The 18,462-nt window shown below is 74.1% G+C and carries 14 protein-coding genes and 1 pseudogene; 13 read left to right on the top strand and 2 right to left on the bottom strand.

Features of this window, described 5'->3' with window-relative positions:
* From ACI793_RS04600 to ACI793_RS04540, 13 genes and pseudogenes are all read left to right on the top strand, one after another.
* A pseudogene (locus tag ACI793_RS04600) lies at positions 1-1,186 on the top strand (PKD domain-containing protein); the annotation flags it as partial.
* Positions 1,183-1,884 carry a hypothetical protein gene (locus ACI793_RS04595; protein ID WP_456605181.1) on the top strand — a complete coding sequence of 234 codons (702 nt, stop codon included), beginning with the start codon at positions 1,183-1,185 and terminating at the stop codon, positions 1,882-1,884. The pseudogene ACI793_RS04600 and the gene ACI793_RS04595, both read left to right, overlap by 4 nt.
* A 161-nt stretch (positions 1,885-2,045) precedes the next feature.
* The gene (gene mfd, locus ACI793_RS04590; RefSeq protein ID WP_456605180.1) at positions 2,046-5,606 is read left to right on the top strand and encodes a transcription-repair coupling factor; all 3,561 of its coding nucleotides are present in this window, start codon (positions 2,046-2,048) and stop codon (positions 5,604-5,606) included.
* Between the two features lie 100 nt (positions 5,607-5,706).
* Positions 5,707-6,678 carry a peptidyl-prolyl cis-trans isomerase gene (locus ACI793_RS04585; protein WP_456605190.1) on the top strand — a complete coding sequence of 324 codons (972 nt, stop codon included), beginning with the start codon at positions 5,707-5,709 and terminating at the stop codon, positions 6,676-6,678.
* Between the two features lie 5 nt (positions 6,679-6,683).
* On the top strand, positions 6,684-7,604 hold the full coding sequence (locus tag ACI793_RS04580) for a MazG family protein (RefSeq protein WP_456605179.1): 921 nt from the start codon (positions 6,684-6,686) through the stop codon (positions 7,602-7,604).
* Positions 7,605-8,166: 562 nt separating this feature from the next.
* Positions 8,167-9,465 carry a glycosyltransferase gene (locus tag ACI793_RS04575; RefSeq protein ID WP_456605178.1) on the top strand — a complete coding sequence of 433 codons (1,299 nt, stop codon included), beginning with the start codon at positions 8,167-8,169 and terminating at the stop codon, positions 9,463-9,465.
* Positions 9,462-11,276: an ArnT family glycosyltransferase gene (locus tag ACI793_RS04570; RefSeq protein ID WP_456605177.1), complete on the top strand. Its 1,815-nt coding sequence runs from the start codon at positions 9,462-9,464 to the stop codon at positions 11,274-11,276. The genes ACI793_RS04575 and ACI793_RS04570 overlap by 4 nt, the downstream gene beginning before the upstream one ends.
* A complete protein-coding gene (locus tag ACI793_RS04565; protein WP_456605176.1) occupies positions 11,273-12,739 on the top strand; it encodes a hypothetical protein in 1,467 nt (488 codons plus the stop codon). The genes ACI793_RS04570 and ACI793_RS04565 overlap by 4 nt, the downstream gene beginning before the upstream one ends.
* A gap of 189 nt (positions 12,740-12,928) precedes the next feature.
* The gene (locus tag ACI793_RS04560; protein ID WP_456605175.1) at positions 12,929-14,098 is read left to right on the top strand and encodes a glycoside hydrolase family 6 protein; all 1,170 of its coding nucleotides are present in this window, start codon (positions 12,929-12,931) and stop codon (positions 14,096-14,098) included.
* A 325-nt stretch (positions 14,099-14,423) separates the two neighbouring features.
* Positions 14,424-15,704 carry a phosphopyruvate hydratase gene (gene eno, locus ACI793_RS04555; RefSeq protein WP_456605174.1) on the top strand — a complete coding sequence of 427 codons (1,281 nt, stop codon included), beginning with the start codon at positions 14,424-14,426 and terminating at the stop codon, positions 15,702-15,704.
* 10 nt (positions 15,705-15,714) lie between these two features.
* Complete coding sequence (locus tag ACI793_RS04550; RefSeq protein WP_456605173.1) at positions 15,715-16,311, top strand: FtsB family cell division protein; 597 nt, start codon at positions 15,715-15,717, stop codon at positions 16,309-16,311.
* Positions 16,308-16,808, top strand: a complete 501-nt coding sequence (locus ACI793_RS04545) for a DUF501 domain-containing protein (RefSeq protein ID WP_456605172.1) — start codon at positions 16,308-16,310, stop codon at positions 16,806-16,808. Before ACI793_RS04550 ends, ACI793_RS04545 begins: the two co-directional genes overlap by 4 nt.
* Complete coding sequence (locus ACI793_RS04540; RefSeq protein ID WP_456605171.1) at positions 16,805-17,755, top strand: Ppx/GppA phosphatase family protein; 951 nt, start codon at positions 16,805-16,807, stop codon at positions 17,753-17,755. Before ACI793_RS04545 ends, ACI793_RS04540 begins: the two co-directional genes overlap by 4 nt.
* A 16-nt stretch (positions 17,756-17,771) precedes the next feature.
* Here ACI793_RS04540 and ACI793_RS04535 read toward each other — a convergent pair whose 3' ends face one another.
* Positions 17,772-18,308 (bottom strand): DUF402 domain-containing protein, encoded by a 537-nt coding sequence (locus ACI793_RS04535; RefSeq protein ID WP_456605170.1) that lies wholly within the window; start codon positions 18,306-18,308, stop codon positions 17,772-17,774.
* Positions 18,278-18,415: a hypothetical protein gene (locus ACI793_RS04530; protein WP_456605169.1), complete on the bottom strand. Its 138-nt coding sequence runs from the start codon at positions 18,413-18,415 to the stop codon at positions 18,278-18,280. The genes ACI793_RS04535 and ACI793_RS04530 overlap by 31 nt, the downstream gene beginning before the upstream one ends.
* Positions 18,416-18,462 lie beyond the last annotated feature (47 nt).

Raw genomic sequence — 18,462 nt, 5'->3', positions numbered from 1 at the left:
GACCGCGGCCGACGTGCGGACGTCCCTCTCGCTGTCGGCGGTGCCGCAGGGCGGATCGGGTGCCTACGTGTACGTGGTGGGGCGCCGGGTGGCGCTGAACCAGGAGTACGCGGCGCGGGTGCGGGTGCTGCCCGACGGCAGTGTCGGTGTGGCCGCGGTGCGGTTCGCGGGGTCGAGCAACGAGTCGGTGCTGGGGTCGATCGTGACGCTGCCCGGGTTCACCTACACCGCGGGCACGGAGCTGGAGGTGCGGGTGCAGGTGACCGGCACCGCGCCGACGAACCTGGCCGTCACGGTGTGGCCGGCCGGTACGCCGGAGCCGGCGGAGCCGACGGTGACCGCGACCGATGACACCCCGGCGCTGCAGGAGGCCGGCGCGCTGGGCCTGGCGGCCTACCTGTCGGGCAGCGCGACCGCCCCGGTCGACGTGCGGTTCACCGGCCTGGACGCCGTCGTGCCCGCTCCGGCGACCGACCCGGGGCCGGGGACGCAGGACCCGGGGACGGAGGACCCGGGGACCGAGGAGCCGCCGCCCGCGGACGGCACGATCGCCGCGGACGCGTTCGACCGGACGGTGGCCGGTGGTCTGGGCACCGCAGATGTGGGTGGTGCGTGGTCGGTGCGCGCCGGTGGCTCGAGGCAGTCGGTGTCGGCGGGTACGGCGACGCTGCGGGTCGGTCCGGGGAACAACACCGGGTCGAACCTGGCGGGGGTCTCCCAGACCGCGGCCGACGTGCGGACGTCCCTCTCGCTGTCGGCGGTGCCGCAGGGCGGATCGGGTGCCTACGTGTACGTGGTGGGGCGCCGGGTGGCGCTGAACCAGGAGTACGCGGCGCGGGTGCGGGTGTTGCCCGACGGCAGTGTCGGTGTGGCCGCGGTGCGGTTCGCGGGGTCGAGCAACGAGTCGGTGCTGGGGTCGATCGTGACGCTGCCCGGGTTCACCTACACCGCGGGCACGGAGCTGGAGGTGCGGGTGCAGGTGACCGGCACCGCGCCGACGAACCTGGCCGTCACGGTGTGGCCGGCCGGTACGCCGGAGCCGGCGGAGCCGACGGTGACCGCGACCGATGACACCCCGGCGCTGCAGGAGGCCGGCGCGCTGGGCCTGGCGGCCTACCTGTCGGGCAGCGCGACCGCCCCGGTCGACGTGCGGTTCACCGGCTACGCCGTGCGGAGCGCCCCGTGACCGGCCCAGCCGGACCGCGGCCGCGCAGCCGCGCCGGCTGGTGGCGCTGGGGCCTTCCCGCGCTGCTGCTGCTGGTGCTGGCGGGCGCGCTGGTCGCGTGGAACCTGCGCGACGACGGTGATGCGGGGGCCCCGGCGGCGGCGGACACCTCTGCCGCCGACCCCTCGCGCGACCCGGGGTTGACCGACCCCGACGCGACGCCGGCTCCGACGGAGTCGCCCGCGCCGATCACCCAGGCGCCGGCGGAGCCCGTCGTCGTCCGGCCGGGGGTGCCGGAGTCGGCGCGCACGGTCGAGGCGGCCCGGGTCGCCTTCGCCGAGCCGTCGGAGTGGGCGGACGGCGCATCCGTGCGGGTCGTCGAGGCCGTCCAGCGGGTGACCGAGGGACGTGGCCCCGGCGAGCTCGCCGGGCAGCCGCAGACGGTGTTCACCCTCGAGCTGACCAACGGCACCGGTGCGCCGCTGGCCCTGGACGGCGTCGTCGTCCAGGCCACCTACGGCAGCCCCGCGGTGCAGGCCGGTCCGCTCTACGACGACGAGACGGTGGACTTCGCCGGCGCCCTGGAGCCGGGCGCCACCGCGACCGCGGTCCACTCGTTCGCCGTGCCCGAGGACCAGCTCGGGAACGTGACCCTGTCGGTCGACGTCGACGGCTTCCGCTTCCCGGCCGTGTTCTCCGGAGCCGTGCCGGTCCGCTGAGGCCGGGGCAGGGATCGGCTGTCGCCCGCCCCGGCCCCGGTGCACGGGCCGGGGCGAGCGATCGGGTCCTGCCCGTCACCGCTGTCCTTACACTGGGAGGAGGCCCCGCGTCGCACTCGGCGGCAGCGGTGCGGCCCCCGCATCCCAGGAGTGAGAACAGCGTGAGTCTGCGCGGCGTGCTCGACGTCGTCCTCGGCGATCCCGGCATGGCCCGCGTCGTCGCCGCGGCGGGGAGCGCGCAGCTCTCCGTCACCGCCCCGCCCCCGGTCCAGCCGCTCGTCGCGGCCGCCCTGGCCGCCCGCGCGCACGGCACCGCGCAGGGCGCCGGCGTCCCGGTGCTGCTGGTGACGGCGGGGGAGCGGGACGCCGACGTCGCGGCCGAGCTGCTGCGTTGCTTCCTGCCCGGGCACCGCATCGCCACCTTCCCGGCCTGGGAGACGCTGCCGCACGAGCGGCTGAGCCCCCGCGCCGACACGGTCGGCCGCCGGCTGGCCGTGCTCCGCGACCTCACCCACCCCGGCGAGAACGGGACGATCGACGTGCTGGTCGCCCCGGTCCGCAGCGTCCTGCAGCCCCTGGCTCCGGGCCTGGGCGACCTGGTCCCCGTGGAGCTCAGGCCGGGGGACTCCGCCGACCTCGACGACGTCGCCCGGGCGCTCTCCGACGCCGCCTACACCCGCGTGGAGCTGGTCGAGAAGCGCGGCGAGTTCGCCGTCCGGGGCGGCCTGCTCGACGTCTTCCCGCCCACCGAGCCGCACCCGGTGCGCGTGGAGTTCTGGGGCGACGAGGTCGACGAGCTGCGCTACTTCTCCGCCGCCGACCAGCGGTCGCTGGACGAGCGGCCCGAGCGCCTGTGGGCGCCGCCGTGCCGCGAGCTGCTGCTCACCGACGAGGTGCGTGCCCGGGCCGCGACGCTGGCCGTGGAGCACCCCGGCCTCATCGAGGTGCTCGGCAAGCTCGCCGAGGGCATCGCCGTGGAGGGCATGGAGTCGCTGACGCCTGCCCTGATCGGCGACGAGGCGATGCAGCTGCTCACCGACCTGCTGCCCACCGGGACGCACGTGCTGGTCGCCGACCCCGAGCGGGTGCGCAGCCGATCGGCGGACCTCGTGCGCACCGCCGAGGAGTTCCTGGCCGCGTCCTGGGCGACGGCGGCCGAGGCGGGTGAGGCGCCGCTGGACCTGGGGGCGTCGTCGTTCCGCGACCTGGCCGACGTCGAGGCCGCCGCCCGGGGCCGCGGGCTGCCGTGGTGGACGACGGGGTCGTTCACCGTGCAGGCCGAGGACGACGAGCACCAGGTGACCCTCGACGCCACGACGGTCGACCGCTTCGCCGGCGACGTCCCGAAGGCGATCGAGACGATGCGCGGCTGGCAGCGCGAGGGCTGGCGGGTCGTCGTCACCTTCGCCGGCCCCGGCCCCGCCCAGCGCGCCGCGGACCAGTTCGCCGAGGCCGAGCTGGGGGCCGTGCTGGTCCCCGGCGTCGAGGCCGCGCCCGAGCCGCGGCTCACCTCGGTCACCCAGGGCAGCCTGGAGGCCGGGTTCGCCTTCCCCGGCGTCGGCCTGGCGCTGCTCACCGAGCACGACCTCACCGGCTCGCGCGGGGCGACGATGCGCGATGCGGTGAAGATGCCCGCCCGCCGGCGCAACGCCGTCGACCTGGTGCAGCTGCAGCCCGGTGACCTCGTCGTCCACGAGCAGCACGGCATCGGCCGCTACATCGAGATGATCAGCCGGACGGTGAACGGCGGTCAGCGCGACTACCTGATCGTCGAGTACGCCGCCTCGCGCCGGAACCAGCCGCCGGATCGGCTGTTCGTGCCGACCGACTCCCTCGACCAGCTCACCCGCTACGTCGGGGGAGAAGCCCCGGCGCTCTCCAAGCTCGGCGGTGCGGACTGGAAGAACACCAAGAGCAAGGCGCGCAAGGCGGTCAAGCAGATCGCCGGCGAGCTCATCCGGCTGTACTCCGCCCGCATGGCGACGGCGGGGCACGCCTTCGGCCCCGACACCGTCTGGCAGCGCGAGCTCGAGGACGCCTTCCCGTTCCAGGAGACCCCCGACCAGCTGGCCGCCATCGACGAGGTCAAGGCCGACATGCAGCAGACGGTCCCGATGGACCGGATCATCTGCGGCGACGTCGGCTACGGGAAGACCGAGATCGCGGTGCGCGCGGCGTTCAAGGCGGTGCAGGACGGCAAGCAGGTCGCCGTCCTGGTGCCGACGACGCTGCTGGCCAACCAGCACTTCAAGACCTTCTCCGAGCGGGTCGCCCAGTTCCCGGTGACGGTGAAGGTGCTCTCCCGGTTCCAATCGGACAAGGAGAGCACCGAGATCCTGCGGCAGCTGGCGGCCGGCGACATCGACATCCTGGTCGGCACCCACCGGCTGCTGCAGCCCAGCACCCGGTGGAAGGACCTCGGCCTGGTCATCGTCGACGAGGAGCAGCGCTTCGGGGTCGAGCACAAGGAGTACCTCAAGACGATGCGGACGGCGGTCGACGTCCTGTCGATGTCGGCCACGCCGATCCCGCGCACGCTGGAGATGTCCCTGACCGGCATCCGCGAGATGTCGACGATCCTCACCCCGCCCGAGGAGCGGCACCCGGTGCTGACCTACGTGGGCGCCTGGGCCGACAAGCAGATGGCCGCCGCGATCCGCCGCGAGCTGCTGCGCGACGGCCAGGTCTTCGTCATCCACAACCGCGTGCAGTCCATCGACAAGGCCGCGGCGAAGATCCGCGCCCTGGTCCCCGAGGCCCGCGTCGCCGTCGGCCACGGGCAGATGAAGGAGCACGAGCTCGAGCGGATCATGGTCGGCTTCTGGGAGAAGGAGTACGACGTCCTCGTCGCGACGACGATCGTCGAGTCGGGCCTGGACATCCCGAACGCCAACACCCTGATCGTCGACCGCGCCGACACCTTCGGGCTCTCCCAGCTGCACCAGATCCGCGGCCGCGTCGGCCGGGGTCGGGAGCGCGCGTACGCCTACTTCACCTACGACCCGACCCGCACGCTCACCGAGACCTCCGTCGACCGGCTGACCACCATCGCCAACAACACCGACCTCGGGGCCGGCATGGCCGTGGCGATGAAGGACCTCGAGATCCGTGGCTCGGGCAACCTGCTCGGCGGCGAGCAGTCCGGACACATCGCCGGCGTCGGCTTCGACCTCTACGTCCGGCTGGTCGGTGAGGCGGTCGCCGACTACCGGGCCCAGGTCACCGGCGAGGAGGCGCCCGCCGAGCCGGTCGAGGTCCGGGTGGACCTGCCCATCGACGCGCACCTGCCGCACGACTACGTGCCGGGCGAGCGGCTGCGCATGGAGGCCTACCGGAAGGTCGCCTCGATCTCGGACGAGGACCAGGCGCAGGCGGTGCTCGACGAGCTGACCGACCGGTACGGCGCCCCGCCGGCCCCGGTGCTCAACCTGCTCGCGGTCGCCCGGTTCCGGGTCGCCATGCGGGCGCTGGGCATCACCGAGGTCTCCCTGCAGGGCCGGGCCATCCGGATCAGCCCGGTCGTGCTCCCGGAGTCCAAGCAGATGCGGCTCGCCCGGCTCGCCGAGGGGGCGTCCTACAAGGCGGCGGTGGAGACCATCGCGCTCAAGATGCCCGTCGGGCCCGACCGGCGGACCCCGCTGCGCGACATCGCGCTGCTGGAGAACCTGCGGGCCACCCTGACCGCCGTCCTCGACCAGCCGGTGGCCGTCGCAGCCTCCTGATCCGAGCCGGGGACGGCCACTGCCGCCGGCGGACGGCCCCGTCGGCCGGGCGGGGTGCGGCGCAGGCCGCGGCAGGTGTGGGAGTCTGCCGGGCGTGCTGATGCCTCGCGCTCCCCGGGTGGTGGCCGCCGGGATGCTGGTCGCCCTCGCCCTGCCCGCCCTGGCCGCGTGCCGGACCTCCCCGGACGTCGCGGCCTACGTCGGCGAGGAGACCATCACCGTCGACGAGCTGCGGGACGAGGTCGACGCCCGCCGGGACGACCCGGCGGTGACCGCCGGCGAGGGCGCCGACTACAACCGGCTGGTCCTCACCGAACTCGTGCGCGCCGCGGTCTTCGACTCCGCCGCCGAGCACTTCGGCGTCGACCCCGACCCCGACGGACTTCCCGAGCTGTTCCAGACCCTCCTGGGTGGACAGGACCCGGAGGCGTACCTGGAGGAGGCGGGAGCGCGGGGCTACAGCCGGGAGGACACCCTCGAACGCGTGCGGCAGGTCGCGCTGCTGCAGGCCATCGCCGTGGCGGAAGGGGAGGCCGAGGAGCCGACCGCGGCAGCCCTGCGCGCCACCTACGAGCAGGGCCTGGCCGAGCAGCCGCGGCGGGTCGAGCTCGGCATCATCACCGTGCCCGACCAGGCCACGGCCGACGCCACGGTGGCCGAGCTCCGGGCCGACCCGGAGAGCTACGCCGCGGTCGCGGCCGCCTACCCCGGTGCGGGGACGACGCCGGCGCCGCAGCCCGCCGCGATCGACCAGCTGGCCGCGCAGGCGCCCGACCTGGCCGCCCGGGTCGAGGCCACGCCGCCCGGTGGCGTCTTCGCCACGTCCGTGCAGGGGGTCTCCGGCGTGCTCGTGGTCGTGGTCGGCGAGCCGGTCGTCCCCTCGTTCGAGGAGGTCCGGCCCCAGCTGGCGGCCGCGGCGCTGCAGGAGACGGTGGCGGCCGGCGAGGAGATCCTCGCCGAGTACCAGGACGAGCTGGACGTCGACGTGAACCCCCGGTACGGGGAGCTGGAGGACGGTGCGGTGGTCGCACCCGAGGGCGGCGTCGTCCGGCTCCTGGGCACGGAGGACTGACGCCGGTGCCCGTCGCGCTCGCCGTCGTCGTCAGTCCCCGTCTGCCCGGCCTGCTGGGTCCCGCCGCCTGGCAGGCGCTGGGGGACCACCCGGTGGTCGCCCTGCCCGGCGCCTCCGCCACCGCGGACGCGCTGCGGGCGGCCGGCCGGCGGGTCGAGGACGTCGAGGACGCCGCGGCCGCGCTGGCCCGGCCCGACGCCGTCGTCCTCCTCACCGACGGCGCGGCCGACCTCCCCGGTGTCGAGGTGGTCGCCGCCGCACCCGAGCCGCCCGGCGCCCGCCTGCTCGACGTCGTCCGCGTCATGGACCGGCTGCGCTCGCCCGGCGGCTGCCCGTGGGACGCCGAGCAGACCCACGCCTCGCTGCGCGGGTACCTGCTCGAGGAGGCGCACGAGGCCTACGACGCGATCGTCGACGACGACCCGGACGCCATGCGCGAGGAGCTCGGTGACGTGCTGCTGCAGGTCGTCTTCCACGCCCGGGTGGCGGCGGAGGCCGAGCCCGCGCGCCGGTTCGACGTCGACGCCGTGGCCGGGGAGCTGGTCGACAAGCTGGTCCGCCGGCACCCGCACGTGTTCGGGGACGCCGGGCCGCGCGATGTCGCGCAGGTCGAGGCGGGCTGGGACGAGATCAAGCAGCAGGAGAAGCAGCGGCGCTCGCCGACCGAGGGCGTCTCCCGGTCGCAGCCGGCGGCGTCGTGGGGCGCGGCCCTGGTCCGGCGTGCGGGACGGGCCGGGCTGCCCACGCCCGGGGCCGCCGAGCTCGCCGTCGACAGCCCCGAGGCCCTCGGCGAGCAGCTGCTGGGCATCGTCGCGGCGGCGCAGGCGCGCGGCTGGGACGTCGAGGACGCGCTGCGCGAGGCGGTCCGCCGCTACGCCGGGGAGCTCGACGGAGAGGCCGACCGGCGGGCGGCCATCGGCAGCTGAACGCCGCCCTCCCTGGCATATCGCCCTCGGTGCCGATCACGCGGCGTGACCTGGATCTCCTCCATCGAGGCGTCGGTGGCGACGACGGGCGCCATGCACCGTGCGATGGATGCGTGTCCTCGACGGGCGGCAATGTCGATGTCACACACTGTTTACGCATAATGCGCGCAACTAAATGGTAAGCCGCGCGATACGTGACCCTGGGTGATCGGCGCCTGGTGTGTCGAAAAAAGCCGCCGGACCGAGTTGGTCGGCGGTGGGAAATCGCGCAACCTCGTGATGGCGCCGCTCGATCCTCCGGTCGGACGCGCCGAGTCCAGCCGTCGGGGCGACGCCCCCGCGAACACCGCCGTTCGTGCCCGTTCGAAACAGCAGCGCTGCTGTCGCCCGGTCCTGACGACCCCAGCCTGACGACTGATGCGGAGTCCGTGCCTCCCTCGAGGAGCGCGCGGGCCGGCCTGTCGCACGTCCCGAATGAGGCACTCATGCCCGCACGCCCCGAGCCGACCGCACCGCGGACACCCGCCCGGCCCCCGATCCGCTCGGCCGTGGGTGTGCGGCCATGATCGTTCTCTCCGTGGTCCTGGTGCTCGTCGCCCTGGCGCTCTTCGTCATCGCGAGCGCCACCCTGTACTGGCAGATGCACGCCTGGCTGTCGCCGGTCGCCTACGAGGCGGTGGGCTTCCAGAAGCTGGGCAGGGCCAAGCACTCGTTCAGCCTCATCGTCCCGTGCCGGGAGGAGTCGGAGGAGGTCATGACCTCCACGGTCGAGCGACTCCTGGCGCAGGACCACCCCGACTTCGAGGTGGTCTTCTCCGTCGGGCACGACGACGTCAAGCCGATGAGCAACGGCCTGAACACCGTCCAGATCGCCGAGAAGCTCGCCCGGCGCTGGCCGACGCGGGTCAAGGTCTCGATCAACTACGACCCGGTCAAGAACAAGCCGCGGCAGCTGAACACCTCGCTGCTGGACTGCACCAAGGAGATCGTCGGCATCATCGACGCCGAGTCGCTGACCCAGCCGGGCCTGCTCATGCACGTCGACGCGACGTTCCGCGAGACCGACGCCGACGTCGTCCAGGGCGCGGTGCACCTGATGAACTACCGCGACTCCTGGTTCAGCCTGCGCAACTGCATGGAGTACCGGATCTGGTTCCGCTCGCGGCTGCACGGCCACGCCCTCAACGGGTTCATCCCGCTGGGCGGGAACACCGTCTTCACCAAGCGCGCCCTCATCGAGCAGGTCGGCGGCTGGGACGGCGACTGCCTGGCCGAGGACTGCGAGATCGGCGTCCGGCTCTCCTGCCTCGGCAAGAAGATCGTGGTCGGCTACGACCCGGCGCTCGCCACCCAGGAGGAGACGCCCGAGCGCATCCCGCAGCTGATCAAGCAGCGGACCCGCTGGGCGCTGGGCTTCATGCAGGTGCTGGCCAAGGGGGAGTGGAAGAACCTCCCCACCCGCAGGCAGCGGTTCCAGGCCTGGTGGACGCTCGTGCAGCAGCACGCCGTCGCCTTCTCGGGCATCGTCCTGCCGCTGGCCATCCTGACCGGCGTCGTGGCGAACGTGCCGCCGTTGGTCGTGCTGATCACCTTCCTGCCGCTCCTGCCCACCGTCACCATGCTTGCGTTCGAGATGCTGATCCTGCGCGAGTGGAGCCAGGAGATGGACCTGGCGGTCCGGCCGTGGGACTACCTGCGGCTGCTGGTGTCGCTGCCCTTCTACCAGCTCCTGCTGGCCGTGGCGGTCCTGCGCGCGATCGGCAAGTACTTCACCGGCGACTTCGCCTGGGAGAAGACGGCGCACGCCGGCTCCCACATCACGCCGCTGCGCGTGGTCGGCAGCGAGGACCAGGCGGCATGAGCACCGTTCTGGACCGCCCGGTCGTCCGCACCCCCCACCGCGCCGATCTCCCGGCCGGGGAGCCTGCCCGGCGTCGGCTCCCGGTGACCGTCGAACGGCTGATGGTCGGCCTCGGGCTGGTCGCCATCGGGGTCGCGCACTCGGTGAACCTGGCCGGCTGGCCCCGTTACTGGGACGACGAGGGCACCTACTACTCGCAGGCCTGGGCCGTGTCGAACCTCGGCAGCCTGGCGCCCTACACCTACTGGTACGACCACCCGCCGGCCGGCTGGCTGCAGATGGCGGTCGTCCGGTGGCTGCCGGAGATGCTGCTCGGCGGCAACGCGAACTCCTCCCTGCTGGCCGGCCGGATCATGATGGTCGGCTACACGCTGGTGGCCGCGCTGCTTGTCTACCTCCTGGCCCGGCGGGTGGGTCTGGCCCGCGGCTGGGCCATGTCGGCCATGCTGCTGTGGGGCCTGAACCCGCTGGTCGTCTACGAGGGCCGCCAGGTCCTCCTGGACAACGTCGCCCTGCCGTGGCTGCTGGGCGCCTTCCTGCTCGCCCTCAGCCGGCAGCGCCACCTGGGTCACTACATGGCAGCGGGCCTGTGCTTCGGCGTCGCCGTGCTCAGCAAGGAGACGCTGCTGATCTTCCTGCCCGCGCTGCTCGTCGCGCTGTGGCAGAACGCCTACCGGCCGACCCGCCCGTTCGCGGTCATGGGGTTCTCCGTCGTCGTGGCGGCCGCGGGCGGGGTCTACCTGCTGTACGCACTGATCCGCAGCGAGCTGTTCCCGGGCCCCGACCACGTGTCCGTCTGGGACGCGATGGCCTTCCAGCTCGGCGGCCGGGACGGCTCCGGCTGGATCTTCGATTCCGAGGGTCCGGTCGACGGTGCGAACGACTCGTTCACCGGCTGGCTCGCCCTCGACAGCGGTGTCCTGATCATCGGTGGCGTCGCGGCAGCGCTGGTCGCGCTGGCCGTCCGGCGGTTGCGTCCGATCGCCGTCGGCGTCCTCGTCGCGGCCGCGGTCGCGCTGCGGCCGGACGGCTACCTGCCGCAGATGTACGTCGTCGCCGTCCTGCCGTTGTGCGCGCTGCTCGTGGTGGGCCTGCTCGACGCCGTCTGGCGTCAGCTCATGCGGGCTCGGGCGGTGCCGGTGCGGCTGGCCGCCGGGACGGCGATGCTGGCCGTCCTGGCCGTGGCGGCGGCGCAGTTCGCCGACTGGCGCTACACCTACGCCGTCGCCTGGACCGACGACGCGAACGACGTCGCCACGTCAGCCGTGGACTTCGCCGCGGAGGACCTGCCCCAGGACTCGACGATCGTGGTGGGCAACGCGCTGTGGAACGACTTCGTGGAAGCGGGGTGGGACGCCGAGGACGTCGTCTGGTTCTACAAGGTGGACTCCGACGGCGCGGTCACCGAGCAGCTGGGCGGGGACTACCTCGGCATCGACTACCTCATGTGGTCCGAGGACGTCGCCAAGAACGCTGGACCGATCGTGGTCGAGGCGTACGAGCACAGCGAGCTGGTGTGGGCCGAGGGGTCCGGCGAGGACCGGGTCGAGGTGCGTCGGGTGCGGTCCCTGGCCGAGCAGGCAGACATCCAGGCGGCCGAGGACGCCCGCGTGGCGGCGGAGCTGGCGGCCGAGCGCCGTGCGCTCGACGTCTTCATGACCGAGCCCAGCGTGCAGTTCCCCGGACTGACCAACGGACAGGTAGAAGGGATCCGCGCGGACCGGGGCACCATGACGGTCGACGACCTGGCCGACAAGTACGACGCCACCCCGGAGACGATCGACGCCGTCCTGGCCAGCGGCGGCCGGTGACCGCACCGGCCAGGGGAGGGGCGCTGCCGGAGCACGCGTTCCGGCGGCGCTCCCTGCTGGGCGGCGCGCTCCTGCTCCCCCTGGCGGCGGTGCTCGGCTGCCGGTCCGGCACGGAGTCGACGAGGCCGGAGGGCCGCGGATCCACCGCGACGGTGGACCTCGGGCGCCCGGTCTCCACCACCACGCCGTACGCCATGGGTGTGGGGGTGTCGACGTACGGGGCGACGGCCCTCGGCAGCCGGGCCCAGCGGGAAGCGGAGCGCCGGCTGGACGCCCGGTACGTCCGGCTCCCCGTCGGCTGGCGGGACGGGCGGGTGACCAGCAGTGCGACGGGCGGGCCGACGGACCTGGACGTCCCGGCGCTCACTGATCTGTACCGGTCGTGGGGCTACCGGGTGCTCGCCGTCATCGGTGGCCGGACCACCGACATCGACGTACAGCCCGGCGACGCGGAACGGATCATCGCCGCCCTGGGCGACGACATGATCGAGTACTCGTCGCCCAACGAACCTGACAACACCGAAGGCGGATCGCTGGCCGCCGCGATCGACGTGGCCGCCATCATCCACGCCGAGGGCAGCCGCCTGGTGCCGGACATGACGGTGTGGGGCCCGGTCTGGACGACCTACGACCGCGTCGCGCTCCGGACCTTCGCCGCAGCGATGGGGGAGTCGCGGCTGGCCGGCATCGACTACCACCACTACGCGATGGGCTCCGAGAGCCTGCCGACCCGCGCCGCGCTGGGCAGGACGCCGGTCTGGGGCGACGAGGTGCGGGAGGTCCGGGCCGACCTGCGCACACTCGGGCTGCCCGAGCGCGTGAACGTGGACGAGTACAACCTGAGCTGGCGCAGCAACGACGGGACGCCCGAGGCCGACGGCGGCTTCGTGTCGCCGGCCTCCGGGGAGCTGGTCAACGGCCGGTTCTTCACCGCGGTGAACACCGTCTTCATCGCCTCGGTCGCCGGCCATGTCATGCGGGCGGGGGGAGCGGCGATGCCCTACGCCACCCAGAACCGGGCGCTGGGCGTGATGGTGCAGAACGAGTACGACGGCAACACGGCGCACCATCCGGACTCCGGGGGCGTGCAGCAGCCCGACAGCAGTCCGATGCCGGCCTTCTGGGGCATCGCGGCCTGGACCGGGGCGAAGATCTGGCCGCACATGGCGGACGAGTTCTTCGACGTCGCCGGGCCGGGGGACCCGGCCGTCGAGGTGTTCGCCGTCAGCAACGAGGCCGGCGGCCACAACGTCGTGCTCATCAACAAGTCGGAGACGCAGCAGACCTCCCTCGAGCTCGTGGTGCGCGGCACGCCGGACCGGGCCTTCGACCTCTTCCAGAGCGATCCGGCGGCTCCCTTCGAGGCGCCGCAGAGGATCCGATCCGAGCGCACCGCCGAGGGGCGGGTGTCGCTCCGGCTCCCACCGCTCACGGTGTCGGTCCTGGCACTCCGACCCGCCTGAGAGAGCCCACTCTGGCCGTCCGTTTGTGACGGAGCTGTCTCGATTTGTCGTGACAAGACGAAGTCGGACGGCTACTTTGTGCCAGTGCTCCTACGTAGTGTGACCGCTTCGTCACCCGATGGTCGTAGCTCTTCGGTCCTGCCATCGCCCGCCCGGCTGACGCGGGACCGCACCTGGCGGGCGCGCTCGGTGCTGGTCGCGGCGCTGCTGGTGCCCGCGCTCACCGCCTGCGACCCGCTGGCCGGGGCGCCGTCGGCGCCCGCCCCGCAGGCGGTGGAGCAGACACTCCCGGCCACGGAGCCGACCACCGAGGCGACCACGGACCCGAGCGCCGAGCTGGCCACCGCGCCCGCCTCGCCGGCGGCGGTCGAGGTCCCGCCGGCCGGTCCGGCGCCGGACGCGGTCCCGGACGCCGGGGTCTCGGACGAGGCACCCGCGCCGGCCGAGCCGGTGGAGCCGGTCGCCGAGATCCTGGCCGGCGCGCGGTCGGCCGGCGACCCGTCGGCGAACCCGCTGGCCGGGGACACCCTCTTCGGACGCCACGCGAGCGCGGCGGAGGCGGCCGCACGCCTGCAGGGCAGCCGGCCGGCCGATGCGGCCCTGCTGGCGCGGATGGCGAGCGTGCCCACCGCGATATGGCTCGGGGCCTGGAGCGGCGACGTCGCCTCGGTGGTCCGCCAGCGGGTGGCCGAGGCGCGAGCCGCCGGGGGGGTGCCGGTGTTCGTCGCCTACAACGCGCCGGGTCTCGACTGCGGCGGGTACTCGTCGGCGTCCGGTGGCGCGCAGTCGGCGGCGGCGTACGACGCGTGGGTGCGTGCGGTCGCCGCCGGGATCGGCGCCGCCGAGGCGGTGGTGATCGTGGAGCCGGACACCCTCGCCCACCTGTGCGGGGATGCGGACGAGCGCGTGCGCATGCTGCTGGCCGCCGTCCGCGTCCTGGAGGCCAACCCGGGAACGCACACGTACCTCGACGCCGGGCACGCCCACTGGATCGACGCCTCGACCATGGCCCAGCGGTTACGGGCGGCAGGCGTGGACCAGGCCGACGGCTTCGCGCTCAACGTCTCCAACTTCGGGACCACGGCGGACAACGTGGCCTACGGCAGCGCGCTGTCGGCCCGGCTCGGCGGCGCGCACTTCGTCGTGGACACCAGCCGCAACGGCAACGGCCCGGGCGACGACTGGTGCAACCCCGCCGGACGCGCGCTCGGTGAGCCCACCACCACGCGGACCGGCAACCCACTGGTGGACGCCTTCGTCTGGGTGAAGGCACCGGGTGAGTCCGACGGCACGTGCAACGGCGGTCCGGTGGCCGGGCAGTTCTGGCCGGAGTACGCCCTGGCGCTGGCTCGCGGATGACCACCGTTTCTCCCTGCCCCTCCGGGAGCGGGCCGGCGGCTTCGACGACCGCTACTTCATGTACTGGGAGTACATCGACCTGAACCTGCGGGTGTCGCCGCGGGCGGCCGGACCGTCGTGCGCCGGGATCTCGAGGTGACCCACCTCGTCGGCGGCACCCAGGACGGCGTCGGCACGTCGGCCCTGTACTCCCGCTACGACTGCCGCAACCGGCTGCTCTTCGCCGCCGTGCACCTGCCCGACGCCGCCCTGGGCCGGACGCTCGATCGGGGGTCGCGGAGCGAGGCGTCCCGGTCGCCGGCGGGCGGCTGGTTAGGCTGCCCCCGTGCCGAGCATCGATGCCGTAGGCGCGCGGGAGATCCTCGACTCGCGCGGAAACCCCACCGTTGAGGTCGAGGTCGCCCTCGACGACGGGACGATCGCCCGCGCGGCGGTCCCCAGTGGCGCCTCCACCGGCGCCTTCGAGGCGGTGGAACTGCGCGACGGTGGGAGCCGCTACGGCGGCAAGGGCGTCACCAAGGCCGTCGACGGCGTCCTCGACGTCATCGGCCCCGAACTCGTCGGCTACGAGGCGACCGAGCAGCGGCTGGTCGACCAGCGGCTGATCGACCTCGACGGCACGCCGGACAAGTCACGCCTGGGCGCCAACGCGATCCTGGGTGTCAGCCTCGCCGTCGCCCGTGCGGCCGCCGACTCCACCGGCCTGCCGCTGTTCCGCTACGTCGGCGGTCCGTCGGCGCACCTGCTGCCCGTCCCGATGATGAACATCCTCAACGGTGGGGCCCACGCCGACAGCAACGTCGACGTGCAGGAGTTCATGATCGCGCCGATCGGCGCCGCCACCTTCGCCGAGGCGCTGGCGATGGGCACCGAGACCTACCACGCGCTCAAGGCGGTGCTGAAGGGTCGCGGCCTGGCCACGGGCCTGGGCGACGAGGGCGGCTTCGCTCCCGACCTGCCGAGCAACCGCGACGCGCTCGACCTGATCGCCGAGGCGGTGGAGAAGGCCGGCTACTCGCTGGGCACCGACATCGCCCTCGCCCTCGACGTCGCCGCGAGCGAGTTCCACACCGACGGCGGCTACGACTTCGAGGGCCAGACCCGCTCGGCGGAGTACCTGGTCGACTACTACCGCGGCCTGGTCGACGGCTACCCGATCGTCTCGATCGAGGACCCGCTCGACGAGGAGGACTGGGACGGCTGGATCTCGCTCACCCAGGCGCTGGGTGAGCGCGTGCAGCTGGTGGGCGACGACCTGTTCGTCACCAACCCGACCCGCCTGGCCGACGGCATCGCCCGCGGCGCGGCCAACGCGCTGCTGGTGAAGGTCAACCAGATCGGCACGCTCACCGAGACCCTCGACGCGGTCAACCTCGCCCACCGCAGCGGCTACCGCTCGATGATGAGCCATCGCTCCGGCGAGACCGAGGACACGACGATCGCCGACCTCGCCGTCGCCACCGACTGCGGGCAGATCAAGACCGGCGCCCCGGCCCGCAGCGAGCGGGTGGCCAAGTACAACCAGCTCCTGCGCATCGAGGAGGAGCTCGACGACGCCGCCCGTTACGCCGGTGCGGCGGCCTTCCCCCGCCTGACCCCGGGCTGATCGGTCGCACATGAGCAGCGTCCGCGGCCGGCGCGGCGGGACACCGCCGCCCGGCTCCCGCAGCACCGGTCGCGCACCGCGGGTCCACACGACCCGCCCGGTGCGCACCGGGCTGCGGGCGGGGACGCCGCACCCGGCGCGGCGGCCGGGGGAGCGCCGCGCCGCGCGCCGGCCGGCACGGACCGCCCCCGCGGCGGCCGTCCGCCGGCGTCCGCTGTTCACCGGGCGGGCGGTGCTCCTGGGCGCGCTGGTCCTGCTGCTCGCGCTGACCCTGGCCGGCCCCCTCCGCCAGTACCTGGCCGGACAGCAGGAGTTGGTCGAGCTCACCGCCGAGGGACAGGCCCTCGACCGGCGGGCCGCCGAGCTCGAGGCCCAGCTGGAACGGCAGCGGGACCCGGCGTGGACGCAGCAGCAGGCCCGCGAGCGGCTCACCTACGTGCTGCCCGGTGACCGGCTGGTCGTCGTCGTCGACGGCGAGGCGGTCGAGGGCGACGCCGGGACGCTGGACGAGGCGGCCACGCCCGCGGAGCCGCAGCCGTGGTTCCAGGGGCTGATGGAGTCGGTCGCCCGGGCCGACGGCGACCTGCCCGAGGAGCCCCAGGAGTGACCGAGCCGATCACCCCGGCCGACCGCGACGTCGTCGAGCGGCAGCTGGGCCGGTCGCCGCGCGCCCTCGAGGGCGTCGCGCACCGCTGCCCGTGCGGGCAGCCCGACGTCGTGGAGACCGCGCCGCGGCTCGAGGACGGCACCCCGTTCCCGACGCTCTACTACCTCACCTGCCCCCGCGCCTCGGCCGCCGCCAGCCGGCTCGAGTCGGCCGGCCGGATGCGCGAGTGGCAGGACGAGCTCGCCACCGACCCGGAGCTGGCCGCCGCGTACCGGGCGGCACACGAGGCCTACCTGGCCGAGCGGGACGCCAAGGACGTGCTCCCCACCCGCGCGACGGCCGGCGGCATGCCCGACCGGGTCAAGTGCCTGCACGCGCTGGCCGGTCACGCGCTGGCGGCCGGACCCGGGGTGAACCCCATCGGCGACCGCGCGGTCGCCGAGATGGGGGAGTGGTGGGCGAAGGGCCCCTGCGCGCTCCCCGAGGAGTCCGCGTGACCCGGGTCGCCGCCATCGACTGCGGCACCAACTCCATCCGCCTGCTCGTCGCCGACGTCCCGCCGACCGGTGGGGCCACCGACCTGGTGCGGCGCATGGAGGTCGTCCGGCTGGGCCAGGGCGTCGACGCCACCGGGCGGCTGGCGGCGGAGGCCATCGAGCGCACCCGCGTCGTGCTGGCCGAGTACGCGGCGACGGCCCGCGACCTGGGGGCCGAGGACGTCCGCATGGTGGCGACCAGTGCCACCCGCGACGCCGCCAACCGCGCCGACTTCGAGCAGATGGTGCTGACCACGCTCGGGCGGCTGCCCGACGTCGTCCCGGGTCGGGAGGAGGCCGAGCTCTCCTTCCTCGGCGCGACGGCGTCCCTGGAGTCGGCGGCCGCGGCGCACGGCACCCCCGCGCCACGGGCGCCGTTCCTCGTGGTGGACATCGGCGGCGGGTCGACGGAGTTCGTGCTGGGCGACGCCTCCGGGCTGCGGGCGGCGCGGTCGGTCGACATCGGCTGCGTGCGGCTGACCGAGCGCCGGCTGCACGGTGACCCGCCGTCGTCCGCCGAGGTGCAGGCCACCGTCGACGACATCCGGGCAGCGCTCGCCCTGGTGACCGAGGTGGTCCCGGTCGCCGAGGCGGCGAGCCTGGTCGGGCTCGCCGGGTCGGTCACCACCGTCGCCGCACTCGCCCTCGACCTGCCCGCCTACGACCCGGTGGCCATCCACGGCTCCCGCATCCCCCTGGCCGACGTCCGCCGGGTCAGCGAGACGCTGCTGGCGATGCCGCGGGCCGAGCGGGCGGCGCTGGCGGTCATGCACCCCGGCCGGGTCGACGTCATCGGCGCGGGCGCGCTGATCCTGCGGGTGCTCATGGACGAGTTCGGCCTCGACGAGGTCGTGGTCAGCGAGCACGACATCCTCGACGGCATCGCCCTGCGGCTCGCCCGCGGCTGATCCCGACCGCCCGAGGTCAGGACTCCCAGTCGGCGGGCAGCGGCGGTGGCGTCCAGGTCGGGTCGGGGGCGAAGTCGCGCCAGTCGCCGACGAGCCGCAGCCACGCGTCGACGTCGTCGAGGACGCGCTGTCCCGCTGCGCGAGCGGCGGCCAGGTCCTCGGGTGCCAGCAGACCGGCGAGCACCGCGCGTGCCGCCTCCTCCTCGTCCTTCCACGTGGCGGTGCGGTCGGGATCGAGCCACAGGTCGAGGAACCAGTCGACGGCCTCCAGCCGGTCGCCGGTGCGCACGACGGGGGACTCGAAGTTCACGTACCAGCCGGCGAACCTGCCCGTGGGGTCCCAGAAGTGCATCACCTGGAACGGGACCCCGGGGGTGACCACGCGCAGCACCCCGCCACCTCGCCAGGCGCGGGGCGCCGTCGTGAGCGGCTGGGTGAAGCGGGCGTCCACCGGGACGGAACGGGGGTCACGGCCGTCGTGCAGGGCCCAGTACCTGATCGGCGTCCCGGCAGCGAGCCAGGTCACCGGCCGGTCGGGGGAGACGTCGACCACGCGGACGGGAGGGCAGCCTGCACCCGCCCGTCCCGGTACCGGTAGAGCATCAGCAGCTCGTCGCCCGGCGCGGCACCGGTTCCGCTGCGTCGCGCGTCGCCGTCCATCTCCGCATCGTGCCGGACCTCGTGCGCCGGCCGCACCGGTCGTCTGA

The organism is Blastococcus sp. SYSU DS0617 (assembly GCF_054051075.1).
Note: the sequence above shows the minus strand (reverse complement) of the source record. Positions and strands in the feature narration are given on the sequence as shown.

What these genes read in the sequence shown, in the direction of transcription:
- ACI793_RS04550 (WP_456605173.1), top strand. Translation starts at nt 15,715, where the DNA reads ATGAGCAGCGTCCGCGGCCGGCGCGGCGGGACACCGCCGCCCGGCTCC.
- ACI793_RS04575 (WP_456605178.1), top strand. Translation starts at nt 8,167, where the DNA reads ATGATCGTTCTCTCCGTGGTCCTGGTGCTCGTCGCCCTGGCGCTCTTC.
- ACI793_RS04570 (WP_456605177.1), top strand. Translation starts at nt 9,462, where the DNA reads ATGAGCACCGTTCTGGACCGCCCGGTCGTCCGCACCCCCCACCGCGCC.
- ACI793_RS04585 (WP_456605190.1), top strand. Translation starts at nt 5,707, where the DNA reads ATGCCTCGCGCTCCCCGGGTGGTGGCCGCCGGGATGCTGGTCGCCCTC.
- ACI793_RS04530 (WP_456605169.1), bottom strand. Translation starts at nt 18,415, where the DNA reads ATGGACGGCGACGCGCGACGCAGCGGAACCGGTGCCGCGCCGGGCGAC.